18 protein-coding genes are annotated in these 20,232 nt (G+C 52.5%); 12 read left to right on the top strand and 6 right to left on the bottom strand.

Translation table 11 applies throughout. The features are described from left to right. Nucleotides 1–41: 41 nt before the first annotated feature. Both JW953_16380 and JW953_16375 read left to right on the top strand, forming a co-directional pair. The gene (locus tag JW953_16380; GenBank protein ID MBN1994276.1) at nucleotides 42–707 is read left to right on the top strand and encodes a winged-helix domain-containing protein; all 666 of its coding nucleotides are present in this window, start codon (nucleotides 42–44) and stop codon (nucleotides 705–707) included. Between the two features lie 79 nt (nucleotides 708–786). Continuing rightward, a complete protein-coding gene (locus tag JW953_16375) occupies nucleotides 787–1,914 on the top strand; it encodes a hypothetical protein (protein ID MBN1994275.1) in 1,128 nt (375 codons plus the stop codon). A gap of 129 nt (nucleotides 1,915–2,043) precedes the next feature. Here the strand turns inward: JW953_16375 and JW953_16370 are convergent, their stop codons facing one another. Beyond that, nucleotides 2,044–2,457 carry a hypothetical protein gene (locus tag JW953_16370; protein MBN1994274.1) on the bottom strand — a complete coding sequence of 138 codons (414 nt, stop codon included), beginning with the start codon at nucleotides 2,455–2,457 and terminating at the stop codon, nucleotides 2,044–2,046. 82 nt (nucleotides 2,458–2,539) lie between these two features. Further along, nucleotides 2,540–4,072, bottom strand: a complete 1,533-nt coding sequence (gene mazG, locus JW953_16365; GenBank protein MBN1994273.1) for a nucleoside triphosphate pyrophosphohydrolase — start codon at nucleotides 4,070–4,072, stop codon at nucleotides 2,540–2,542. Nucleotides 4,073–4,236: 164 nt separating this feature from the next. Here mazG and JW953_16360 point away from each other — a divergent pair, with 164 nt between their 5' ends. Both JW953_16360 and JW953_16355 read left to right on the top strand, forming a co-directional pair. After that, complete coding sequence (locus tag JW953_16360) at nucleotides 4,237–5,610, top strand: hypothetical protein (protein ID MBN1994272.1); 1,374 nt, start codon at nucleotides 4,237–4,239, stop codon at nucleotides 5,608–5,610. Between the two features lie 244 nt (nucleotides 5,611–5,854). Next, nucleotides 5,855–6,757, top strand: a complete 903-nt coding sequence (locus tag JW953_16355; protein MBN1994271.1) for a S1 RNA-binding domain-containing protein — start codon at nucleotides 5,855–5,857, stop codon at nucleotides 6,755–6,757. 63 nt (nucleotides 6,758–6,820) lie between these two features. Here the strand turns inward: JW953_16355 and JW953_16350 are convergent, their stop codons facing one another. Beyond that, nucleotides 6,821–7,444 carry a CYTH domain-containing protein gene (locus JW953_16350; GenBank protein ID MBN1994270.1) on the bottom strand — a complete coding sequence of 208 codons (624 nt, stop codon included), beginning with the start codon at nucleotides 7,442–7,444 and terminating at the stop codon, nucleotides 6,821–6,823. A gap of 148 nt (nucleotides 7,445–7,592) precedes the next feature. Between JW953_16350 and JW953_16345 the strand changes: the two genes are divergently transcribed. From JW953_16345 to JW953_16315, 7 genes are all read left to right on the top strand, one after another. Beyond that, complete coding sequence (locus JW953_16345; protein ID MBN1994269.1) at nucleotides 7,593–8,600, top strand: 2-hydroxyacid dehydrogenase; 1,008 nt, start codon at nucleotides 7,593–7,595, stop codon at nucleotides 8,598–8,600. Between the two features lie 111 nt (nucleotides 8,601–8,711). Continuing rightward, complete coding sequence (locus tag JW953_16340) at nucleotides 8,712–10,898, top strand: hypothetical protein (protein ID MBN1994268.1); 2,187 nt, start codon at nucleotides 8,712–8,714, stop codon at nucleotides 10,896–10,898. Between the two features lie 48 nt (nucleotides 10,899–10,946). Continuing rightward, nucleotides 10,947–11,732 (top strand): SDR family NAD(P)-dependent oxidoreductase, encoded by a 786-nt coding sequence (locus JW953_16335; protein ID MBN1994267.1) that lies wholly within the window; start codon nucleotides 10,947–10,949, stop codon nucleotides 11,730–11,732. Continuing rightward, a complete protein-coding gene (locus JW953_16330; protein MBN1994266.1) occupies nucleotides 11,729–12,565 on the top strand; it encodes an aminotransferase class IV in 837 nt (278 codons plus the stop codon). Before JW953_16335 ends, JW953_16330 begins: the two co-directional genes overlap by 4 nt. A gap of 2 nt (nucleotides 12,566–12,567) precedes the next feature. Further along, nucleotides 12,568–12,993, top strand: a complete 426-nt coding sequence (locus tag JW953_16325) for a hypothetical protein (GenBank protein MBN1994265.1) — start codon at nucleotides 12,568–12,570, stop codon at nucleotides 12,991–12,993. Between the two features lie 75 nt (nucleotides 12,994–13,068). Next, a complete protein-coding gene (locus JW953_16320; protein MBN1994264.1) occupies nucleotides 13,069–13,386 on the top strand; it encodes a hypothetical protein in 318 nt (105 codons plus the stop codon). A gap of 177 nt (nucleotides 13,387–13,563) precedes the next feature. After that, a complete protein-coding gene (locus tag JW953_16315; GenBank protein MBN1994263.1) occupies nucleotides 13,564–14,211 on the top strand; it encodes a 50S ribosomal protein L25 in 648 nt (215 codons plus the stop codon). Between the two features lie 230 nt (nucleotides 14,212–14,441). On the opposite strand, the gene JW953_16310 is transcribed toward JW953_16315, so the two are convergent. From JW953_16310 to JW953_16300, 3 genes are all read right to left on the bottom strand, one after another. Next, nucleotides 14,442–14,654, bottom strand: coding sequence for a hypothetical protein (locus JW953_16310; GenBank protein MBN1994262.1), 213 nt, complete (start codon nucleotides 14,652–14,654; stop codon nucleotides 14,442–14,444). A 43-nt stretch (nucleotides 14,655–14,697) separates the two neighbouring features. Continuing rightward, a complete protein-coding gene (locus JW953_16305; GenBank protein ID MBN1994261.1) occupies nucleotides 14,698–16,152 on the bottom strand; it encodes a glycine--tRNA ligase in 1,455 nt (484 codons plus the stop codon). A 211-nt stretch (nucleotides 16,153–16,363) separates the two neighbouring features. Next, a complete protein-coding gene (locus JW953_16300) occupies nucleotides 16,364–16,972 on the bottom strand; it encodes a YigZ family protein (protein MBN1994260.1) in 609 nt (202 codons plus the stop codon). Nucleotides 16,973–17,428: 456 nt separating this feature from the next. On the opposite strand from JW953_16300, the gene JW953_16295 reads away from it, so the two are divergent. Then, on the top strand, nucleotides 17,429–20,232 hold a 2,804-nt coding region (locus tag JW953_16295; protein MBN1994259.1), incomplete at its 3' end, for a hypothetical protein.

The raw sequence follows: 20,232 nt of genomic DNA, 5'->3' as shown, positions 1-20,232 counted from the left end.
CTTCAAGGTCAGGCTATGCTTGGAGGAAGTATCATTAAATAATGAGCATGCATATTCTGCTTATTGAAAACAATAATTTGAATCAGGCCGAGTCTTTGGTTTCAGTGTTGGAAAACCAAGCTTGCCAGATAGTTGTGGCGCATACCCCTGAAACGGCAGCCAAAAAGGTGGACACCCTATGGCCAAATCTCATTGTTTTCAATCCGACCAATTGTCGCCAAAGACTTTCCAGCTTTCAAAATGCCATAGATAAAGTTAACCTGAATATCCCCTACATTATTGTCGGTGATGAAGACCAGGCGTTTACCAAAACAACCGTTGCCTCAATTTTTGTTGCGCCCGGCAATCCTGATCAATTGGCCAGGGGAATTGAAAAAGCCGCTGCCGGGCAAAAGGACCGTTTTATTCGTTTTCCCAAACTTATTGTTGATTGTCAGCGGCGACAGATTCTGTGTGACAACAAGAGACATCACCTGACCCCCAAAGAACTTAAGCTGCTGCATTTGTTGATTGAATATCAGAACCAGGATTTAAGCCGTAAAACGATCATGAAAGAAGTGTGGGAAACAGATTATATGGGCGACACGCGCACCCTTGATGTTCATATTCGTTGGCTGCGGGAGAAGATTGAAGAAAATCCCAGCCGTCCCCAATATCTGGTGACCATTCGCGGGATTGGGTATCGCCTTATTGTGCATCCTGAATAAGAACAGATTTTCACGGTTTGGTAAAAGAAGCACCGTTGCCGGTGCTTTTTCTTTAAGTACACCATTTTTGGAGACCCCGGTGAAGAAAAATCCTTATTTTCTATGGCCGGCGATTGTCATTTTGCTCTTGCCGGCCTGCCAGGCTACCCCCTCTACAACGCCTGTTTCGGTCCGGCCCGATCCCACCTCAACGCCTGCGGCCAGCCCTGGCCCCAATTATCTACCCACCCCTACCTCTATTGTATCGGACCAGGTGGTTGTTGATAGCTACACCCATCCTACCGGCCAATTTAGCATAGATTATCCGGCGAACTGGCAATTTTCCGAACGGCCGGATGGCGTAGTTTTTGTAGAGCCAGGCGATCAAGGCGGGTATAGTGTATTCTTTACCGACGTGGGACAAAGTTATTCTGCCTCAGAACTCAAACAGTATCTGGTGACGTTTGTGGCCGAGAATTTTATTAATAAAGGATCGGGCTTTTCGGTGATTGGCCAGGAAAAAGAGGTGAACGATACGCCCCAGGCGCAATTTACCACGCTTGATCCCAAATTAGGACAAATGGTCAATGAAGTTCAGGTATTGCAGGCCGATACAATTGTTTTTGTGGTTTTGATCAGCACTACTCAGGAGCAGTGGGAGATTTCTGAAGTTAAGTTACAAAGCCTGGCCAAGTCCTTGATCCCTCTCGATACAACGCCGCCGGTAGATGCCTCTCCCACTGAAGAGCCGCCGGTCTGGATTTTGGTGGGGCCGGCCAGCAATCAATTTGCCTTTTTTTACCCCAGCGATTGGCAAATTTTGCGCCAGGAAGAAAACGAGGTGGCGGTGGCCATGCCCAACAGCGAGATTGTTTTTGAAGCCGGCGTTTTTGCCTGGCCCGGCGCTGATGATGACCCCGCAGCGGCGGAAAAGGCGGTTCAGGCTTATTTGACCAATATTTCAAAAAAATATACAGATGTTGAAAGTTTACCGCCTGCTGAATTTCCGCTGGATACCATTACCGCCGGGGCCACAATTGATTTTCTTTACACCACTCAGAAAGATACGGCGATGGCCGGTTCGGTAATTACGGCGGCCAGTGAGGGTAAAATGTATCGGATAGTATTTACCGCCCCGGCTCAATTTTATGAATTCGCCCTACAATGGTTTAACCCAATGTATAAAAGTTTTAAAATCCTCTCGCCCGAAGAATTGATTCGGGAATAAGCTTTTTAAGCCTAACCCGGATAAACCGGAATTAGAAATGAGAAGTGAGAGGTTTGGGATGAATGTCGAGAAACCGTCTCCTTCTAACCTCTAATTTCTACCGTCGTCAAACTTCTTACCGTTAAGGAACTAATTCGAGCTTTTCCCCTTCAAGTCGTCCTTAATAACAGACCAGTGGCCGGTGGGGTCGCGTTGGAGGGTTAATTCTCGTTCCTCGTAGCCTGCGCCGTTGCCCCGGAAAACTGTAACCGTGGCCATGCTGCGGTCATCATTGTAGGCAATGTTTTGCAGGTAAAGATAAGTTTTTTCAGGCGGGCGCAGGGCAAAGAATTCTTTTGCCCCCAGCCGGTAGAGCCAGACCGTTCGCCCGCCATTCTCCGCTTGCCCCTCAAACCTGAGACGCGGCTCGTCGCGCTCAAAATCAAGCACCAGGTCGTCGGTTGGGCCGCGTGTCTCTCGCTCGTATTGATAAACTGCTAATCTTACCTCATTATTTGTTTCATACCGGGCGTTGACAAAACCACAAGCCAGAGCGGGTAACATCAGAATAAGCAGGAGACCCCCCATCCGAAAACATGAGTTAAGCAGCCTCTTGGGCCAGCTATGTAATCCGCAAAAGTAATATTTATGATTCATAACGTTTGGCCTCATTCCACAGGGTTTGCATTTCTGTCGGTGATAGATCGGGCAGGTTTTTATCTTTTTCGGCGGCCAGGGCTTCCATTTTTTTAAACCGGCGGGTGAAACGGGCGTTCGTGCCGCGCAGGGCGCTCTCGGGGTCAATGTTCCGCCAGCGGGCCAGGTTGACCAGGCTGAACAGCAAATCGCCAATTTCTGCCTCAAGGTGAATGGGGTTGTTGGCTTCCGTAACTTCCCTGGCTTCCTCAATGAGATGCTCCAGCACGCCTTCAATGTTGGGCCACTCAAAACCGGCCCGCACCGCCCGTTTGGAAATGGAAAGGGCCTGGGTCAGGGCCGGCAAGGCGGGGGGAACGCCGTCCAAAGCGGAAGGGGCTTGAGCCGGCTGGCCTTTGGCATTTTTTTCGGCCTGTTTGATGGCTTCCCAATTGACGGCCACCTCCTCCGCCCCCTTCACCACCACCCGGCCAAAAACATGCGGATGGCGTCGCACCAATTTGCAATTAATGTGGTCAATCACCGTCCCCATTTTGAACTCGCCTGTGTCGGTGGCAATTTGAGTATGCAGCATAATCTGCAAAAGCAGATCGCCCAATTCTTCGGCCAGGGCCATTGGCTCGTTCGCGTCCAGCGTTTCCAAAACTTCGTAGGTTTCTTCCAGCAAAAAGGGGCGCAGGCTTTGGTGTGTTTGTTTTTGATCCCAGGGACACCCCTCCTCTGGGGCGCGGAGATGGGCAACGGTCTCTTGTAAAGTGGTGAAACTGGCGTTGGCCGCGTCGGCCGGCAGGTAGAGAATAGTTTGGCCGTCAAATGGAATGTGCCGCTCCAATTCGGCCAGGGGCAGGGATCTTGTGTGGAGATAATTCTGCTCTTGGGGTTTGTCAGACGCGGACAAGGCCGAGGAGTTGTTTTTGACCAACTCCAGGGGTTGTTTCTGCCCGGCCTGGGCGCCTGTGAATTGGATCAGAGTGACGACCAGATCGTCAGGATAAACATTCAGCAGCGTCTGCTTAACTTTTACTGCCAGGCTGGGCCGGTGCAAGCGCATGATCAAGGCCGGGTGGTCAGGAGCCAGGGGCGGATGGTGTAACCGGGCCACTTCTGCTGCCTCAACAATCTGTAAGCGGCCCGGCAACTTCAAAACGGCGCGAGCAGCGTCGAGTAAACTCAAGCCGGGGACAACGGTCACGGGGATTTGCTTGGTTTTGGCCAGAGCGAGGATATGGGGTACGCTTGGCTCGTCTATCTCTGGGTGGCCGGGCACAGCGTAAACAACTGCTCCGTCACGCTGCCCTTGCCGCACAATTTCGGCGGCAATTTGATTGAGGGTTTGATCAAAATCCTTTTCTCCGAATAGGTCATCAAAACTGTGAGTTTGGGCCGTGATGTTGGCCAGGCTGGGATGATGGCTGGTGCGTAGGTAAATTTTATCGGCCTGATGTAAAATGGTCGCAGCGGCCTGGGTCCAATGCTGGCTGTCACCAGGCCCTAATCCAACAATGATAATACCAGCGGGCATGTTCTTCTCCGTTATGAGTTAATGCTGGGCATTATACTCGTCCCTGTCTCTTTTGAAAAGGTCTGGTTAATGGAGAAAATGGCGTTGACTTTTGGTTGTTTAGCTTTTATAATGAAAATATTGTTGTGTACTCATCAGCCTAGCCAAAGGAGAGCAAGCCCATCATGCGAAAAACAATGTATTTTGTGATTTTTTTGGTAGTGGCCACAATGCTGGCCTGTGGCTTTAACGTAAGTACGGCCAATATTTCCGAGGCCAAAATGACCAAAGACGCTGACGGCCAGCAGGCTACCAGCGTTTTTGCTCAAGACGATGCCTTTTATGCGGTAGTGAAGGTGGCCAACGCCCCCGACGATACCAAAGTCAAAGCCATCTGGATCGCTGTTGCAGCCGACGGCGTGGACCCCAATTTTGTGATTGGCGAGAAGGAACTTGAGGGCGGCGGTACCCTTACCTTCAGTTTGAGCAATGCCGAAGACCAGCTTTGGCCGGCGGGTAAGTACAAGGTGGACCTGTACCTTAATGACGAATTGGACCGGTCGTTGGAGTTCAACGTGGAAGGGGAGGCCGTAGCCGAAGAACCTACGCCTGAGCCAACCGACACCCCGGAACCAACGCCTACCCCCGAGCCAACCGACACCCCCGAACCGGCTGCCACTCCAACCAAACCGGCCATAGGTGAAAGTAGCGACTCCGTTGGTGATACCATAGCCAAGTCAACCGAAACGCCTGCCGAAGAAGCGGAACCACTGCCTTTTCAGGAAGAGCCTTATGTCCATCCGTCCGGCGCTTTTACGTTTGGCCTCCCCGAGGGGTGGGAAGTTAGCTCAGAAGACGATACGGGCGTTACGGTGCGCAGCGTTGACACCATTGCTAACTTCAGCTCAATGTTCATGGATGCCGGCCGCACGCTTGATCAAGCGGAGATGGAGGAATTCAGCGAGCAGTTGGTGGAAGCCTTCACCGGCGGTGAAGCTTACGAGGTTTTGGCCTCAGACCAGGACGAAGGCAATGTCTACGTTCAGGTTGCTTTTGAGTTAGTGGGCGTAGACGTTATTGCCGATTTCTTTTTTGTCCAGCAAGATACGGTGCTGTATGTTTTAAACTTTATTGCCACTGACTACGAGGCGATGCAGCCCACCTGGTTTGCCTTGATTGATACTTATGACACCGATGTGGCCGCAGCCAAAGCCGCTGCGCCTGCCTCGTCTCCGGCGCCGGCTGACACGCCGACGCCGGTTCCGCTTCCGCCCACCCCAACGGAACCACCTCCACCTTCAGGCCCCTCTATTCCAGCCGGTAAAGGTGCCTTGATTATGCTTAACTGCCGGGGCGACGTGATTAATGTAGATGTAATTCCAGCCGGTATTTTCCAAGAACTTGGTCCAAAGACAGGCGAGGATTGTAAAGCAGGTGATCCTCTCTTCTTAGATCCCGGTGAGTATATTCTTAAGGCCTCTATTGCCGGTGTCCCTTCCAAGGGTGAAGCCACAATCAATATCCTGGAGGGTCAAGTTTTGACCTTTACTTGGCAGTAGCTTGGATGAATGTATTGATTTTGCCAGGAAAGGGGCGACTCAAGTTTGAGTCGCCCCTTTTATTATGCCGCTCATCTGTCAATTGGCAGATTCTCCTATTTGCCAGCCTCTGGTAGAAATGGTATAATCGCGCCTTGTTATAATTGGTACAATTTGCGCCATTTGTTGGGCGTTTAGTTTTGGTAGCATAGCGCCTTGTCCGGCCCAATTGGTAAGGCGTTGGGTGAGATAGGAGAAAAGTATAATGAGTGACCAAGAGATGATTTTAACAGAGGAGACAACTGACGCCACGGCTGTATCCTCTGCAGCCTCTGTTGATCCTGAGGTGGTAACAGAAGTTGAAGAAACAGGACAAGAGGCGGCTCCTGCGGCGGCAGTAGAGGCAACAGCCGCACCATCAACTGAACAGACAACTACTGAGTTGCTGACGATTGACACGTTGCGCATAGGCCAACGCCTGGTAGGCACGGTCAAAAACATTACCGATTTTGGAGCTTTTGTTGACGTTGGGATTCCCCAAGATGGCCTCGTTCACATTTCCAAACTGGCCAAGTGGAAAGTGGAGAAGGTGACCGATGTCGTTAGCCAGGGCCAAGAGGTGGAAGTGTGGGTTAAAAAAGTGGATAAAAAACGGGGTCGTCTTAGCCTGACCATGATTAAGCCCGTTTCCCTTAGATTGCGAGACATAAAAGAAGGCGACCAATTAGAGGGTAGAGTGGCCCGGCTTGAACCTTACGGCGCGTTTATTGATATTGGCAGTGAACGGGAAGGCTTGGTGCATATTTCTCAGATTAGCCACGACTACATTAAACATCCTGAAGAAGTATTGGCCGTTGACAACCAAGTAACCGTCCAGGTTTTAAAGGTGGACCGCAAAAAACGACAGGTTGACCTGTCCATTAAGGCCCTCTTGGCGCCTCCGCCAGAAAAAATAAAAGAGCCGGAGCCGGTGGTTGAAGTGGTAGAGGAAGTGCCAGCCGAAGCAGCGGACGAACCCTCGCTCACGGCAATGGCTATTGCTTACACGGCCTTACAAGATAAGCAACGATCCACCAAAGAGGAAGGCAAAAAAACGGCTGTCAAAAGCAAACAGCCGCAAAGTGAAATGGATGAAATTATCTCGCGCACCCTGGCCAATCGCGGGTAGTAGGCCTATCAGCCAATCATCTCAAAGCCGATCAACCGGATCGGCTTTTTGATTTTTGGAGGGTCATTTGCCTGGGGGCAGGGTAGCCAGCGCGCGTTCAAACTTACTTTGCGCATCGGCTGCTAAGGGCCAGCGCGCTTGCAGCATTTTGGTAAAGCGGGCCAAATTGGCTTCTGTGCCGGCCTCAATGAGTTCCGCTTCCAACCCCAGGTAATCAAGGGCCGCCTGGGGCAACGACACCTTATCCAAACTTAGCTCGATGACGAGTTGCTGTTGGCAATAGACGTGAAATTTGTGTCGTACTTGATACAGGGTAAACAGCGTTTGCAGGGGGGCGTCGCCGATAATGCCCCAGACCAAACTTTTAGCCTCACCCTCAGCCCAGCACCGGGGTTGATCGGTGTCCACTTCCATCTCTATTTCCTGCCGGCGATGAAGCTCACCCCTGGCCCTTGCCAGCGATTTTAAACTCAAAAGCTGCCGGCCTTTTGCCTCCCTGATCCGGCAGGTAAAACCGGCCTGGTAGATTCGTTTATCCGCCGTGTCCAGATAACGATCAACAACCTCCTTGACCCCAATAGGGTTTATTGAGAAATCACCCAGTTTGTTTAATTGCTGGAGCGCCGCAAAGGTGGCCCAATCAGGAATAATGAATTTTGCTTCTGTTTCTATATTTTTGGTAGCCATGCTGGCATTATAACATAGTTCTACGGCTTGCCATATTCTTTTGGAACGTGCGTAAGTCCTATTTAAAATACTCGGGCGTATTTTCTTTTTGAACCGGAAAAAGTACAATTTTGACATACGTTTTAGTTTACAATGAAAGGAAGCAAAAATGAAAGTGGCTATGTTCAGCACCAAAGGTTACGACCGGCGCTCATTTGAAGAAGTGAACCATAAATTTGGTCACGAACTGACCTTTTTTGAGCCGCGTTTAACGCCCGATACCGCCTCGTTGGCCGAAGGGCATCAGGCGGTCTGCGTATTTGTCAATGACGAGGTGAATGAGGCCGCCGTTCAAAAATTGGCCGCCGGTGGGGTCAAAGTTATTGCCACCCGCAGCGCGGGCTACAATCACATTGACCTGGAAGCGGCCGAAGCGTTAGACATTTGTGTGGTGCGCGTGCCGGCCTACTCGCCCAGCGCGGTGTCCGAGTTTACCATAGGTTTGATTCTAACCCTGGGCCGCCAGATCCACCGGGCCTATAATCGCGTCCGCGATAATAATTTTGAATTGGAAGGCTTGCGCGGGTTTGAACTACGTGAAAAAACCGTGGGCGTTTTTGGCACGGGCAGAATTGGCGCGGCTGTTATCAAAAACCTGAGCGGCTTTGGCTGCCGGATTTTGGCCTACGATGTTTATCAAAACTCGGAGGTGGAGAATTTGGCCGAATACGTGGACGACCCCCTGGACATGATCAGGCAGGCCGATATTCTCACCTTCCACATGCCCCTCACCCCGGATACCTACCACATCATTAACGCCGAAACAATGCAATATCTTAAAGATGGGGTGTTCATTGTCAATACCAGCCGCGGCGCTTTGCTGGATACCAAAGCCGTGATCGAGGGGTTAAAATCCGGCAAAATCGGCTATCTGGCCATTGACGTTTACGAAGTTGAAAGCGACTTGTTCTTCCGCGACCTGTCTAACGAAATTGTCACCGACGATGTGTTTGCCCGCTTGTTGACCTTCCCCAACGTGTTGGTCACGGGCCACCAGGCTTTTTTAACCGACCGGGCGCTCTACAATATTGCCCAAACCACCTTAAACAACATCACCGAATTTGAGCAAAACTGCGAGTGTAAAAATACCATTACTATGGACAAAGTCAGGGGTTGATGGGGAAGCATAGGCTCAAGCTATGGCCTTTTTGTGACTTGCCAAGTCCCTTGATATTATGTATACTTATTATGTCTAATTGGTTTGACCTGCTCACCGTGAGACAAATTAATGAAACACCCGGCGCGCGCAAGAGAAAAACCCCAACCATTTTTAGGGCCTCGCTTCTTTGGGCCAAGGCCGCTGTTCTTTATTTTGTCTGCCGCCTGTCTGCTCCTGGTGCTGGGTTTGCTGGCCACTCCGGCTCAACCGGCCCGGGCTAATCGGGCTTTACCCACAGATTTATCTTACAATACAGAGACCACCTGGCTGCTGCCCGGTTTGCCGGATTTGAGCGCCACCGCCGGTTACATTCCCCATAACTTCTCGCACGGCGAAGCCATTTTCCAAATTGGCAACGAAGTTATTCACGGCTTTCGTCCGGGTAAGGTTTACCCCGAAATGTACGTGCGGGACATTGCCTGGGGCATGGAAACGGCCCAATACTACTATCCCGACGCCTACCTGCGCGAACCGATTGAAGCCTACCTGCGCCGGCAATACACGGCCAACAGCCGCAGCCTCGACGGCGATTTTGGCGTTGTGGCCGGGGCCGGCGCCATTGGCGGCATCATTACCCCGGATGGCCGCAGTAACAAACAAACCATCACCACCGACGAAGAAACCAGCCTGATCCACGCCGCTTATCTTTATTACAACCTGGCCTACAACACCGGCTGGCTGCAAAGCAATATCAACGGCTTGCCCATCATTGAACGCCTTAACCTGGCCGCTGATTGGGTCTATGCCCGCCGCCTTGACCCTGACTTACAGTTGCTCTGGCGAGGCCATACCACCGATTGGGGAGATGTCAAAGTTGAAAAAGGCCCCGGCTATACCGATTACAACCCCGCCCAGGACCATCTTACCGCCTCTATTTATGATCAAGCCCTGGCCTATATGGCCCTGATTGAACTGGCTAAAATGAACGCCGCCGCAGGCAATACCGCTCGCGCCGACCAGTGGCAGAACAGGGCTGAAGTTTTGAAAGAAAAAACCAATGTTTTGCTCTGGCAGGCTGATAAAGGCTTTTATCTGACCCACGCTCACGTTACCCCCCTGGAGCATAATTTTGATGAGTCGGGCATGATTAGTATTTCTAACGCCCTGGCCGTTTATGCCGGCCTAACCGACTTCCGCCAAAACAAAGCCATTTTTGACAATCTGGAACAGGCGCGTCTGGCCGTTGGCGCCAAAAAACCCGGCCTTTCCCTTTATCCCTTTTATCCTAATCGGTGGCCCGACCGTTTTTTTGACTACCCCGGGATGGGCTACGGTAATTATCAGAATGGCGGCGTGTGGGACTGGTGGGGCGGCGTGCAGATCAAGGCCGAATTTCTGACCGGCTTTGCCGACGCCGGGCGCGCGCATTTGTTGCAAGTGGCCAATGAGTGGCAAAAACATCCCGGCAACATCATTGAGTGGCATTCCACCACCGACCGGCGGCTTGAAGGCAGCCACTATTACAGCGCCGCCGCCGGAACAATGGGCAGCGCCATCATTGAAGGGTTGTTTGGCGTTGAATTGGATGGTCGCGGTTTAACCCTGCAACCTCGTTTGGGCCTTAACGACGGCTTTATTCGCGTTTATCAAGCCGCCACCGACCGTTATGCGGCCTATAGCTACGATTGGGGCCAGGATATTACCAGAATTGATTATGGCACCAATGCCAACGGCGCAGTGATGATCAAGGTCTTAAAATTGCGGTCGGAGCAGGTCAGGCAGGTCACTATTGACGGCCATCCGGTTGAGTTTGAGCCTGAAACCATTGGCCACGATACGTACACCGTGTTGGTTGGGCCTGGCGGTCAGCATAGCTTGGAAATTATTAAGGGACAACCCCTGGCCCAACCTGCCGCTGTTGAAATCTCCCAAGCCCCTGAATCAAACGCTGCTTCTCAGCTAAAATCGCCAACCCCCGGGGCCGCCGCCAACAACGCGCCTGCGTCCGAAGCAGTTTCTCCAGCACAGGCAACCCCTGCTCGTGCCCCTGAAAGCGTATCTTTGGCCACAGAGGAGGTGGCCGCAGATAGGCCTGAAATTGTTCAACCGGAACAGGCATCCCCTCTTTCCCCAGAAACCATTGCTGCCCGAAATGCCCACGAAACCCGGCTGGCCGTGCTTCGTTTTCTCAGCGCCGGGCTGATTGTGCTGATGAGCCTGATGTTATTGGTGCTGGTGGCTGTTCGCCGGATGGCGGGGTTGGGTTACGCGCAAACTCAAGCCCGGCCTGCAAACCACAAAAAAAGTGACTGTTAACCCCTTTTCACTTTTGCGCCCTGCTCACTTTAGCGTACAATCCCATTTATGACTCCTGAAAATCGGGTGGTTATCCTTACCGGCGCTACCCAAGGTATAGGTCGAGCTGCGGCTTATGTGCTGGCCGGGGCCGGTTGTAAGCTGGCGCTGGCCGCTCGCGATGGGGCGGTGTTGCAAGAATTGGCGGCGGAATTGGCTGCGGCCGGCCGACCGGCCATCCCCATCCCCACCGATATGGGCGACCCGACCCAGGCTGCCGCTTTGGCCTCCAAAACAGCAGCGGCTTTTGGCGGAATTGACGTGGTTATTAATAATGCGGCCATTGGCGTGCGCGATAGCGTACTTGATTTCCGGGAAGAAGAGGCTCGCCGGGTGATGGACGTGAACTACTTTGGCCCGCTGGCCTTGATTCGGGCCGCTTTGCCTTACCTCAAAGCTAATTCCCGGGGCGGCCTGATCATCAATATTTCGTCCATTGTGGGGCGACGGGCCATGCCGGGTATCGCGGGCTATTGCGCCAGCAAAGCCGCGCTGGAAAAAATGGCCGAAAGCCTGCGGGTCGAGCTAAAGGCGGACAACGTCCGGGTCAGCACGGTATACCCTGGTGTTACGGCCACTAGCTTTAACGACCATTCGTTGGGAAGCAGCCAGGCCGGGCGAGGACGCATGTCGGGTGTGCCCCCGGAGCGGGTAGCCCGGGCCATTTTAAAAACCATTCGCCGCGAGCAGCGCGACGTGTTTATTACTTTGTTTGACCGGACGTTTGTCGCGGCCAGTCTGTTTTGGCCGGGGCTGATGGACCGGCTATTGAGTAGACGTTGGGTTGGCTCATGATTTTTGACTACGCTATCCTCAACGGCGCACTCTTGCCGGTTGGCCAGGCTCAAATTCCCATTTTCAACAAGGCCCTGTTTTCCAGCTTTGGGGTTTATGAAACGGTGAAGGTTGACCGGGGCCGCCCTTTTTATCTGGAGGAGTACCTCTGCCGTTTGTTCAATTCAGCCCGGATGATCGAATTGGATTTGGGCGTTGAAGTTGATACCCTGGCCGGCTGGTTTCGGACCTTGCTCCGCACGGATCCCCAGGCTACCTGGACGATGCGGGTCCTGGCCCTGGGTGATGTTGGGGATGGCGTCGGTCCAATTATTGGCATGTGGCCGGAACCTTTACCCATTTACCCTGCTTCACTTTACCGTGAAGGCTCAGCCGCTATTTTGTATCAAGGCCGGCGAGCCATCCCCGCTTGCAAAAGCCTGAATACGCTGGTCAATTATTTGGCTCGTCGCGCCGCCGTCCGGGTTGGGGCCTTGGAGGGGCTGCTTTACCACGACGGTCATCTGACCGAAGGCGCGCGCAGCAATATCTTTGCCGTTTGCCAGGGGCAACTGATGACGCCGCCGTCCGCAACGGTGCTTTCCGGCATTACCCGTGATGTGATTTTACAGGTGATGGCGGACTCGGCCTGGCCGGTGGTTGAAACATCGGTTCCGGTAGAGGTATCCTTGTACGACGAGTTATTTATCAGCAGCACCAGCATGCACGTGATACCCGTTACCCAAATTGAGGGGCAGCCGGTGGGCGATGGCCGGGTAGGGCCGGTTACCCAAATAGTGATGGAGCGGTTTGCCGCCCACTATCGCCAGACCATGGACCTGATTGCCGGTTGATTATGCATATTCCCGGACACATCGCCGTAGCCCTGGTTGAACATCGTTTTCTGGTTTTGCAGGGCCAGGATGAACAGGTTATGCTCAAACCTTTACTGATCGCCAGTGTTTTCCCGGACCTGGTAGACAAAGCCATTGGTTACGTGTTTCACCTGATGCCCAACGGCCGGCATTATGCCCACAACATTTTTAGCGTGATAGGCCTCTCTTTGGCGGTGGCCCTGGTGTGGGGCAAAACCGTGGGGCTGGCCTGGTTTGTAGGCCATCTGGGTCATCTCCTGGCCGATGATATCAGGCGCGTGCCCTGGCTTTTTCCGGTGCGGCCGTATCATTTTTACCAGGGACGGTTGAAACTCAAACCTATCCGGTTTCTTAAGGAAACCATTTTTTTGGCGGTGGTGCTTTTCATTTATCATTACAGCCGTTAACAGAATATTGCCGAATCGCGTTTCCTGAGATATGATTAAGGTTCTCAAAAATTATTCAAACAGGGAAGGGTAAAAATGAGTTTTCTGGATTCACTAAAATCACTGTTTGCCGGAGGGAGGGGAGGAGATGCCGGGGGGTATTGGCTTTATGTGCGCTGTGGCCGTTGCGGCGAGGTGATCAAAACTCGCCTTGATCTGCGAAACAGCCTCAGCGCCGGCGACCAGGGGGGCTATGTAGTCAACAAAACCCTCATGGGCAACCAACTCTGTTTTCAACGCATTGAGGTAACGCTCTATTTTGACGATAATCGCCGGCTTGTCAAGCGAGAAATCAACCACGGCGAGTTCATTACGGCTGAAGAATATGAGGCCGTCCAGCCCCAAAGCGACTGACCTTTAAGAATTTCAAAATTTGTAGATAATAAATTTGACGAAAACGTTGTTATCAATAAAATAGTAGAGTTGTTTTTAGTTGATCGCCGGTAGGCGATTTTTCTTTGTCAAGAATATAAACTGGTTGCCTTGCCCCGGACAGGGCGGGAAGGGCAATTAAGGGAGTGAATGAAAATTATGGAATCTCTTGAGTTAAAGGCAGAAGTACGTGAGATAAGCGGCAGCCATGTTAAGCATTTGCGCCGGGATGGGTTGGTGCCTGCTGTTCTATATGGTCGAGACACGGCTGCCACTTTGCTGCAAATTGAAGCAAAAGCGCTGGGCAAGGTTTTAAAAGAGGCCGGTACGCACCAACTCATTTCGTTGCAGGTGGGCAAGCATAAACCCCTGATGACTCTGGCCCGGGATATTCAACGAGACATTATTAAACATCATTACTTACACGTTGACTTTTATGCCGTGAAAATGGACGAAAAGGTCACAGCCCAGGTGCCGTTGATTCTAGAAGGGATTGCGCCGGCGGTGAAGGAAAAAGGTGGGGTTTTGACCCAGGGTCTGGATGAAATTGAAATTGAATGTCTGCCCTCAGACCTGCTCTCGGCTATTTCCGTTAACATAGACGGCTTAACCGAGTATAACGAAACCCTGACCGTGGCCGATTTGGTGGTACCCAGTTCTGTCACTATCCTGTCTGATCCCGACTCAATGGTGGTTAAGATTGAACCGCCGCGGTTAGAGGAAGAAGAGGAAGAGGAAATCACCGAAGTTAGCGCCGAACCGGAAGTGATTGGCGAGACCAGGGAAAAAGTGGAAGAAGAGGAATAATCTCCTGCCGGCTTATACGGACAATAAAGATTTTCTCGTTTCCAAATCTGTTGGCCCCAAACTTGTTTGGCCCCAAACTGGAGTTTGAGAACGAGAAAATTAGAGTTTGGAATTAAACATTGGCTAAAAAAACCGGGCTGCAATTCCCGGTTTTTTTATTGTTCACCGGACCATCAAGTGCGGCGGGTTGTGGACAGGTCAATATCTTTTGGATGTTTATGATGATGGGGTCACCTTGGCCCGGTTAATTTAACTTGATAGCCATGCGCTTCTAAAGTTTGTTTCAATTCGTCAATATCTCCTCGCCCGGCCCAGCGATTACTGCGGCGGTCCCACCAAATGCGATCTTTTAAGATGTCGCGTAATTTGTCCCGCTCGCTCACCGGAAAGACCATCGTCCGGTCTCGACGTTTGATGGTAATGGTTATTTTTTCTTCACTCATTGCTTGATTTCTCCGCAAAAAATCTTTTGCTTGAGCGCAAACTTCAATCTGCTTCGATCTGCTTGTGGATAATGCCCTCTAAATCGTTAATGGCGACCCGCTCCTGCCGCGTGGTATCGCGTTCGCGCAGGGTCACGGTTTGATTAACTAAGGTTTGGCTGTCTACGGTAACGCAAAAAGGCGTGCCGGATTCGTCCTGACGGCGATAACGCCGGCCAACGGAACTTGTTTCATCATAAAACACATTCCAACGCCGTTTTAAGGCTCGATAAATATCCTGGGCAATTTCCGGCATCCCGTCTCGTTTCACCAAAGGCAAAACGGCCACCTTTATGGGCGCCAGGCGGGGATGGAGTTTCATAACCACCCGCGGCTGAGGCTTACCCTGGCTATCTTCAATTGCATCTTCCGTATACGCCTCGCACAAAAAGGCCAGCGCGGCCCGGTCGGCCCCGGCTGAGGGTTCAATTACATGGGGAATAAATCGTTCTTTGGCCTGGTCATCAAAATAGCTCAAATCTTTGCCGCTGCCAGGGTAGCGGGGACGACCCTGCTCGTCGCGTTCAACGATAAAATCATCACCTTGACGCACCAATTTTCCTTCCATGTGGCTTCTTAAATCAAAATCACCTCTGTGAGCAATGCCCTCCAATTCCCCAAATTCGCCTGGCGGTAGAAATGGAAAGGCATATTCAATGTCGGCGGTGCCGCAACTGTAGTGGCTCAGTTCAGCCGGGTCATGGTCGCGCAGGCGCAGTTTTTCGCTTTTCAGGCCCAAGGCCGTATACCAGGCAAATCGCCGGTCTCGCCAGTAGGTGTACCATTGAGGAGATTGGTCGGGCCGGCAAAAAAATTCTATCTCCATCTGCTCAAACTCTCGGGAACGGAAGGTGTAGTTCCTGGGAGTGATTTCATTCCGAAAACTTTTTCCTATTTGAGCAATGCCAAAGGGTATTTTAAGGCGGGTTGTATCCAGTACATTCTTGAAGTTTATAAAAATTCCCTGGGCGGTTTCGGGCCGCAGGAACGCTTCAGACGATGGGTCAAACAGCGCGCCTACGTTGGTTTTGAACATAAGATTGAATTCGCGGGGTTCGGTCAGGTTACATTGATTATGCTGGCCCGGCTGTTTGCTGGGTTTGAGGGGGCATTGACTGGTGGTCAGGTGGTCGGCCCGAAACCTGGCCTTGCAACCTTTGGTACGGCAGTCTACCAGCATATCGTGAAACATATCATAGTGACCGCTTACCTTCCATACCTGGGGATGCATGATAATGCTACAGTCAAGACCGACCATGGCATAAGCGGCAGGGGCGCCGGATGGCACGGTCAGGTCGTCGTGCCCGGTAACCATATCTCGCCACCAGGCTTCTCTGATATTCCGTTTCAGCTCCACGCCCAACGGGCCGTAATCCCAGAAGCCGCCAATCCCGCCGTAAATCTCGCTGGATTGAAAAATGAAACCACGTCGTTTACAGAGTGAGGTTAGTTTTTCCATTAAATCCTTGTGCTCAGGCATGCGGGGTTATCCTATGGTTATTTCATCGGCTTATGATAATGCAGGTGGGAGTGGTTGTCAAAGGATAGGTGTTTTACGGGTGTGTCCAGAATTTTAGACAATCTGAACACACCAGGAGGAATTCGGGGGGATACCCCCTGCGCCCCCCGGTCCTCCTAAAATGTCGGACAGACCCTCCAGTGGCAACTCGTTAATCCAAAATTACACCGGCTTGCCCGCTGGTCATTTCGGCCAGAGCAGATTCAAAGGCCGGGAGTTCGTCAACAATAAAAATAAGGTGAAGCGTTATCTCAGCGGCAAACTCCTCGGCCTCAATCTGGCCGTGATGCGTTTCAATCAGACGTTTGCCCTGTTCATAAAAGTTATAGGGGAGGGTCACTTGCACCGATAACCGTTCTACTTTTTCGGTGATAGGGAGTTCGGCCAGGGCCAGTTGAGTTGCCTCAGTGTAGGCTTTAACCAGGCCGCCCGTGCCTAACTTGGCGCCGCCAAAATACCGGATGATGACCACGGTCACGTCACCCAACCCGCTTCCTTTGACTACCGCCAGAGCGGGCCGGCCGGCGGTACCGCTTGGCTCCCCGGCGTCACTCATCCCGTGCGTTACCGAAGCGCCGTACCCTATGGCAAAAGCATAAACAGCATGCGAACATTTGGGTTCTTCAGTTTTTACTTTTTCGATGAAGGCTTTGGCCGTTTTCACGCTGGGCGTGTATCCGGCCCGGCCAATGAACCGGGAGTTTTTTACCCGTAATTCAATGCGTGATTCACCGGCCGGAATTGGGTATTGTTTGCTCATAAGGCCAAGGATACCATAGGCTGAACAACTGGCCAAGTAAAAAGGGAAAATTTGCGAAAAGAGCCGAGGTAGGAAGGAACTCCCATTGTTATTAACCTATTATGTATGTTAAACTTACAGAGTATTATTTGTACCTTTACAACAAAATTCTTCTTTTGCCGACTTGACAGTATGAGTGATTGCTTCAGAGCAGGGCGGGGTGCGCCGGCAACTCGTCTGGATTTAGCATGTATATTCAAAACCGCAGGCTGTGGCGATAGCAGACATCGCCACGATGAGCGGTTTTTTGTTTTTTACCCCCCTGCTTTGCCTTAAGCCAGATGCGCGTTGGGGATGCTCAAATTTTTGCTGGTCACTCAGGCTGTTTTAAGTTGGCGGAATAAATTAAGAAGGGAGCCGATCATGATTCTTGATACCGGAAGAATCTTCAGAGGAGATATAAGCTTTTGGAGGGTAATGACGTTTCGGGGTAGCGCCTTGTTGACGGCCATCATCCTGTTGCTTTTGTTGACCGGCACGGCCGGCGCGCAAGCAGGCCAAATTACGGTCAATGCCTGCCAGGATCAGAACGCTGATGGGATTTGTGCTGCCGGCGAGGAACCACTGTTGGGCGCAGAAGCCTGCTTGAATGATGAAACCTCCTGCCAGCCGGTGCCGGCTACCTTTGCCGGCTTGCCCGCCGGTGATTATGCTCCTTTTCTCCGCTTCGCCGGCTCAACGCAGGGTTACTATCCCACCACTGCCCGCACCCCGGTGACCCTGGCTGCCGACGAGTCGGCCACGGTGACCCTGGGCGCGGTGTATCCGGTTCACCCTAAAGGTGTGGCGGTTCATGCCCAACTCAACAAGGTCTATGTGGCTTTCCAGGGACCCATAGTTGACGGCCTTAAGCCTTACCCCTTTGTGGCGGTGATTGATGGCGAAACCGACGAAGTGCTGCGCACCATTCCCGGCGGCGAGAATGGTTCGGCGCCGGGCGCGCCCAACGGGATGGGCATTGGGCGGGAGCCGTGGGGCGTAGGCGTATCCGGCAACGGCAAATTTGTTTACGTTGGCTCCTTTGGCGATGGGATCATTACCGCCATCAATCCTGATACGGATACGGTCATTACCAATGTTAGCCCAGGTGCTCCCTTCCAGCCAACCTCCGCTGCGGTCAACCCCATTACCGGACGGGTCCATTTTCCTGACCACGAGGGGGGGCGGGTGATCATTCTTAATGATGATCCGGCCTCTTTCCCAATCTCGCCCATCCTCACCCTGGTCAATGCCAATAATTTTCCCTCCAGCCACGGGCCATTTGAAACCGTCATTGCCCGGAGTTTGCAGGGCCACAACTTTTTGAGCATGCGTAATGCCATTAACTCGGAACCTCTCAAATTTTTGGGATTCAATACGGCCACTATTTCCAAAACTTATTACGACATCTTGTTTGACACACCGGGTGGACAACGGAGCGGCATCCCCCACGCGGTTGGCCTTTGGCAGGACGAGGGCGTTGACGAAGCGCACCTGTTTATAACTTATGCCGATGATACTCGCCAACTGAGCGGCGTTTTCCCCAATCCAAATAAATTGCTGGTTTACAATCTTTCTCTGCTTAATCCAGAGAACGTGACCTTGTCCAGAGCCGAGATTGAAGTAGGCGACTATGCCGAAGTGGGCCTGGTCTACAATCCGGCTACCCACCGCATGCTTGGCACTTACGCCGGTTTTGCCTATGTTGATAATGGGGGCGACGAAGCCGCCTGTAATCATCCGGCCCGGGGCGGAACCTACGCCACCGACCGGGAAGGCAATTTACTCCCCGGCGTCACTGCTGATGTTTGGAAATTTCCCGGTCAAGTTGTGGGCAATCCCCCCTATGTTGCCGATAACCTCCAGTGGCGCAATCCCTTTGAAATTGCCCTCAACCCCAACAATAACAAAGTTTATGTACCCGACCGCTGCTGGAGCGATTACCCTGCCAGTGATCAGGTTGGTGGCGCTGTTTTGATTTTTGAAGACATTCCAGATGTTACCCCCACGCCAACGCCCACCGTGACCGGCACGCCGCCCACCGAAACACCTACCGCCACCGGAACACCACCAACAGCTACGCCTACTATCACCGGCACACCTCCCACAGCCACCCCCACCGTCACCGGCACGCCGCCAACGGCTACACCAGTACCCCCGCTAAACTTGGTCTTTAATGGGCCTGCTTCAGTGATTTCCGGGGACACCTTCAGCGTGACCGTGCAGGCTTTGGATGTGGGTGGTTTAGGCCTTTACGGCGCGCAATTTGAAATAAATTATAACCCCTCTCTAATCTCGGCTGGCAATTTGCAGATCAATCCTGATCTGCCCTTTGTGATTTTGCAAAATATCCATAACGAGATAGGCCAGATTTCTTTTCTGGCTACCCGGCAGGGGCAAGTGGCGGGTTTAATGGGCAACGTCCCCCTGCTTACGTTTGAGGCAACCGCCATTGGCACAGCAGGTGAAGTCACGTTTACCTTTGCCAATGAAAGAATCGGTGATCCTATGGCCACCCCCTTTGACCTCATTAGCCATGATTACTCTGTTTCCATTCAACCTCAGCCTACTGTTACAAGCACTCCGTCAACGGCCACGCCAACTGTCACCAGCCAGCCGCCGACGGCCACACCGACCGTGACCGGTCAACCGCCAACTTCCACGCCAACCGTCACCGGCCAGCCGCCAACGCCAACCATGCCGCCATCAACTTCTACCCCAACTGTTACCGGCACGCCGCCAACACCTACCCCCACCATGACCAGCATCCCGCCAACACCTACCCCCACTCCCACCAGCACTCCGGCCGGCGACCTGATGATGACGGGTTTAGTGTATGACGCGACGGGTGGCCCAACTCAGATCATCCCGGAGGCAACGGTATCTGTACTTTTGTGCCAGCCTCGTCGTTATCAAACCCAAACGGGCACGGATGGGCGTTACAGCCTCTTGCTGCCGGGTATATATCTTGATGCCTGTACGCAGGTTACTATAGAGGCCTGGGCGACCGGCCATGAAACAGTGTCACTCCCCGTCTCGGTAGCGGACTTGCGCGCCCAACCGGAGCGTGATTTTGCCCTGCCCCCGCTGACCTCCACGCCTACCCCCACCCCGTCAACGCCGACGCCAACCATGACTGGCACGCCGCCAACGAGTACGCCAACTGTGACCGGTACGCCGCCAACCAGTACGCCTACACCCTCACAGGTTACGCCAACTGTGACCGGTACGCCGCCAACCAG

The organism is Anaerolineae bacterium, from assembly GCA_016931895.1.
In the GTDB taxonomy this organism is placed as follows: domain Bacteria; phylum Chloroflexota; class Anaerolineae; order 4572-78; family J111; genus JAFGNV01.
This window is presented reverse-complemented; position numbering and strand designations above follow the sequence as displayed.

Coding starts and splice junctions, on each gene's coding strand:
- JW953_16305 (MBN1994261.1), bottom strand. CDS start 16,152: ATGGAAAAACTAACCTCACTCTGTAAACGACGTGGTTTCATTTTTCAA.
- JW953_16350 (MBN1994270.1), bottom strand. CDS start 7,444: ATGGCTACCAAAAATATAGAAACAGAAGCAAAATTCATTATTCCTGAT.
- JW953_16355 (MBN1994271.1), top strand. CDS start 5,855: ATGAGTGACCAAGAGATGATTTTAACAGAGGAGACAACTGACGCCACG.
- JW953_16345 (MBN1994269.1), top strand. CDS start 7,593: ATGAAAGTGGCTATGTTCAGCACCAAAGGTTACGACCGGCGCTCATTT.
- JW953_16300 (MBN1994260.1), bottom strand. CDS start 16,972: ATGAGCAAACAATACCCAATTCCGGCCGGTGAATCACGCATTGAATTA.
- JW953_16330 (MBN1994266.1), top strand. CDS start 11,729: ATGATTTTTGACTACGCTATCCTCAACGGCGCACTCTTGCCGGTTGGC.
- JW953_16315 (MBN1994263.1), top strand. CDS start 13,564: ATGGAATCTCTTGAGTTAAAGGCAGAAGTACGTGAGATAAGCGGCAGC.
- JW953_16380 (MBN1994276.1), top strand. CDS start 42: ATGAGCATGCATATTCTGCTTATTGAAAACAATAATTTGAATCAGGCC.
- JW953_16370 (MBN1994274.1), bottom strand. CDS start 2,457: ATGTTACCCGCTCTGGCTTGTGGTTTTGTCAACGCCCGGTATGAAACA.
- JW953_16340 (MBN1994268.1), top strand. CDS start 8,712: ATGAAACACCCGGCGCGCGCAAGAGAAAAACCCCAACCATTTTTAGGG.
- mazG (MBN1994273.1), bottom strand. CDS start 4,072: ATGCCCGCTGGTATTATCATTGTTGGATTAGGGCCTGGTGACAGCCAG.
- JW953_16360 (MBN1994272.1), top strand. CDS start 4,237: ATGCGAAAAACAATGTATTTTGTGATTTTTTTGGTAGTGGCCACAATG.
- JW953_16320 (MBN1994264.1), top strand. CDS start 13,069: ATGAGTTTTCTGGATTCACTAAAATCACTGTTTGCCGGAGGGAGGGGA.
- JW953_16335 (MBN1994267.1), top strand. CDS start 10,947: ATGACTCCTGAAAATCGGGTGGTTATCCTTACCGGCGCTACCCAAGGT.
- JW953_16310 (MBN1994262.1), bottom strand. CDS start 14,654: ATGAGTGAAGAAAAAATAACCATTACCATCAAACGTCGAGACCGGACG.
- JW953_16325 (MBN1994265.1), top strand. CDS start 12,568: ATGCATATTCCCGGACACATCGCCGTAGCCCTGGTTGAACATCGTTTT.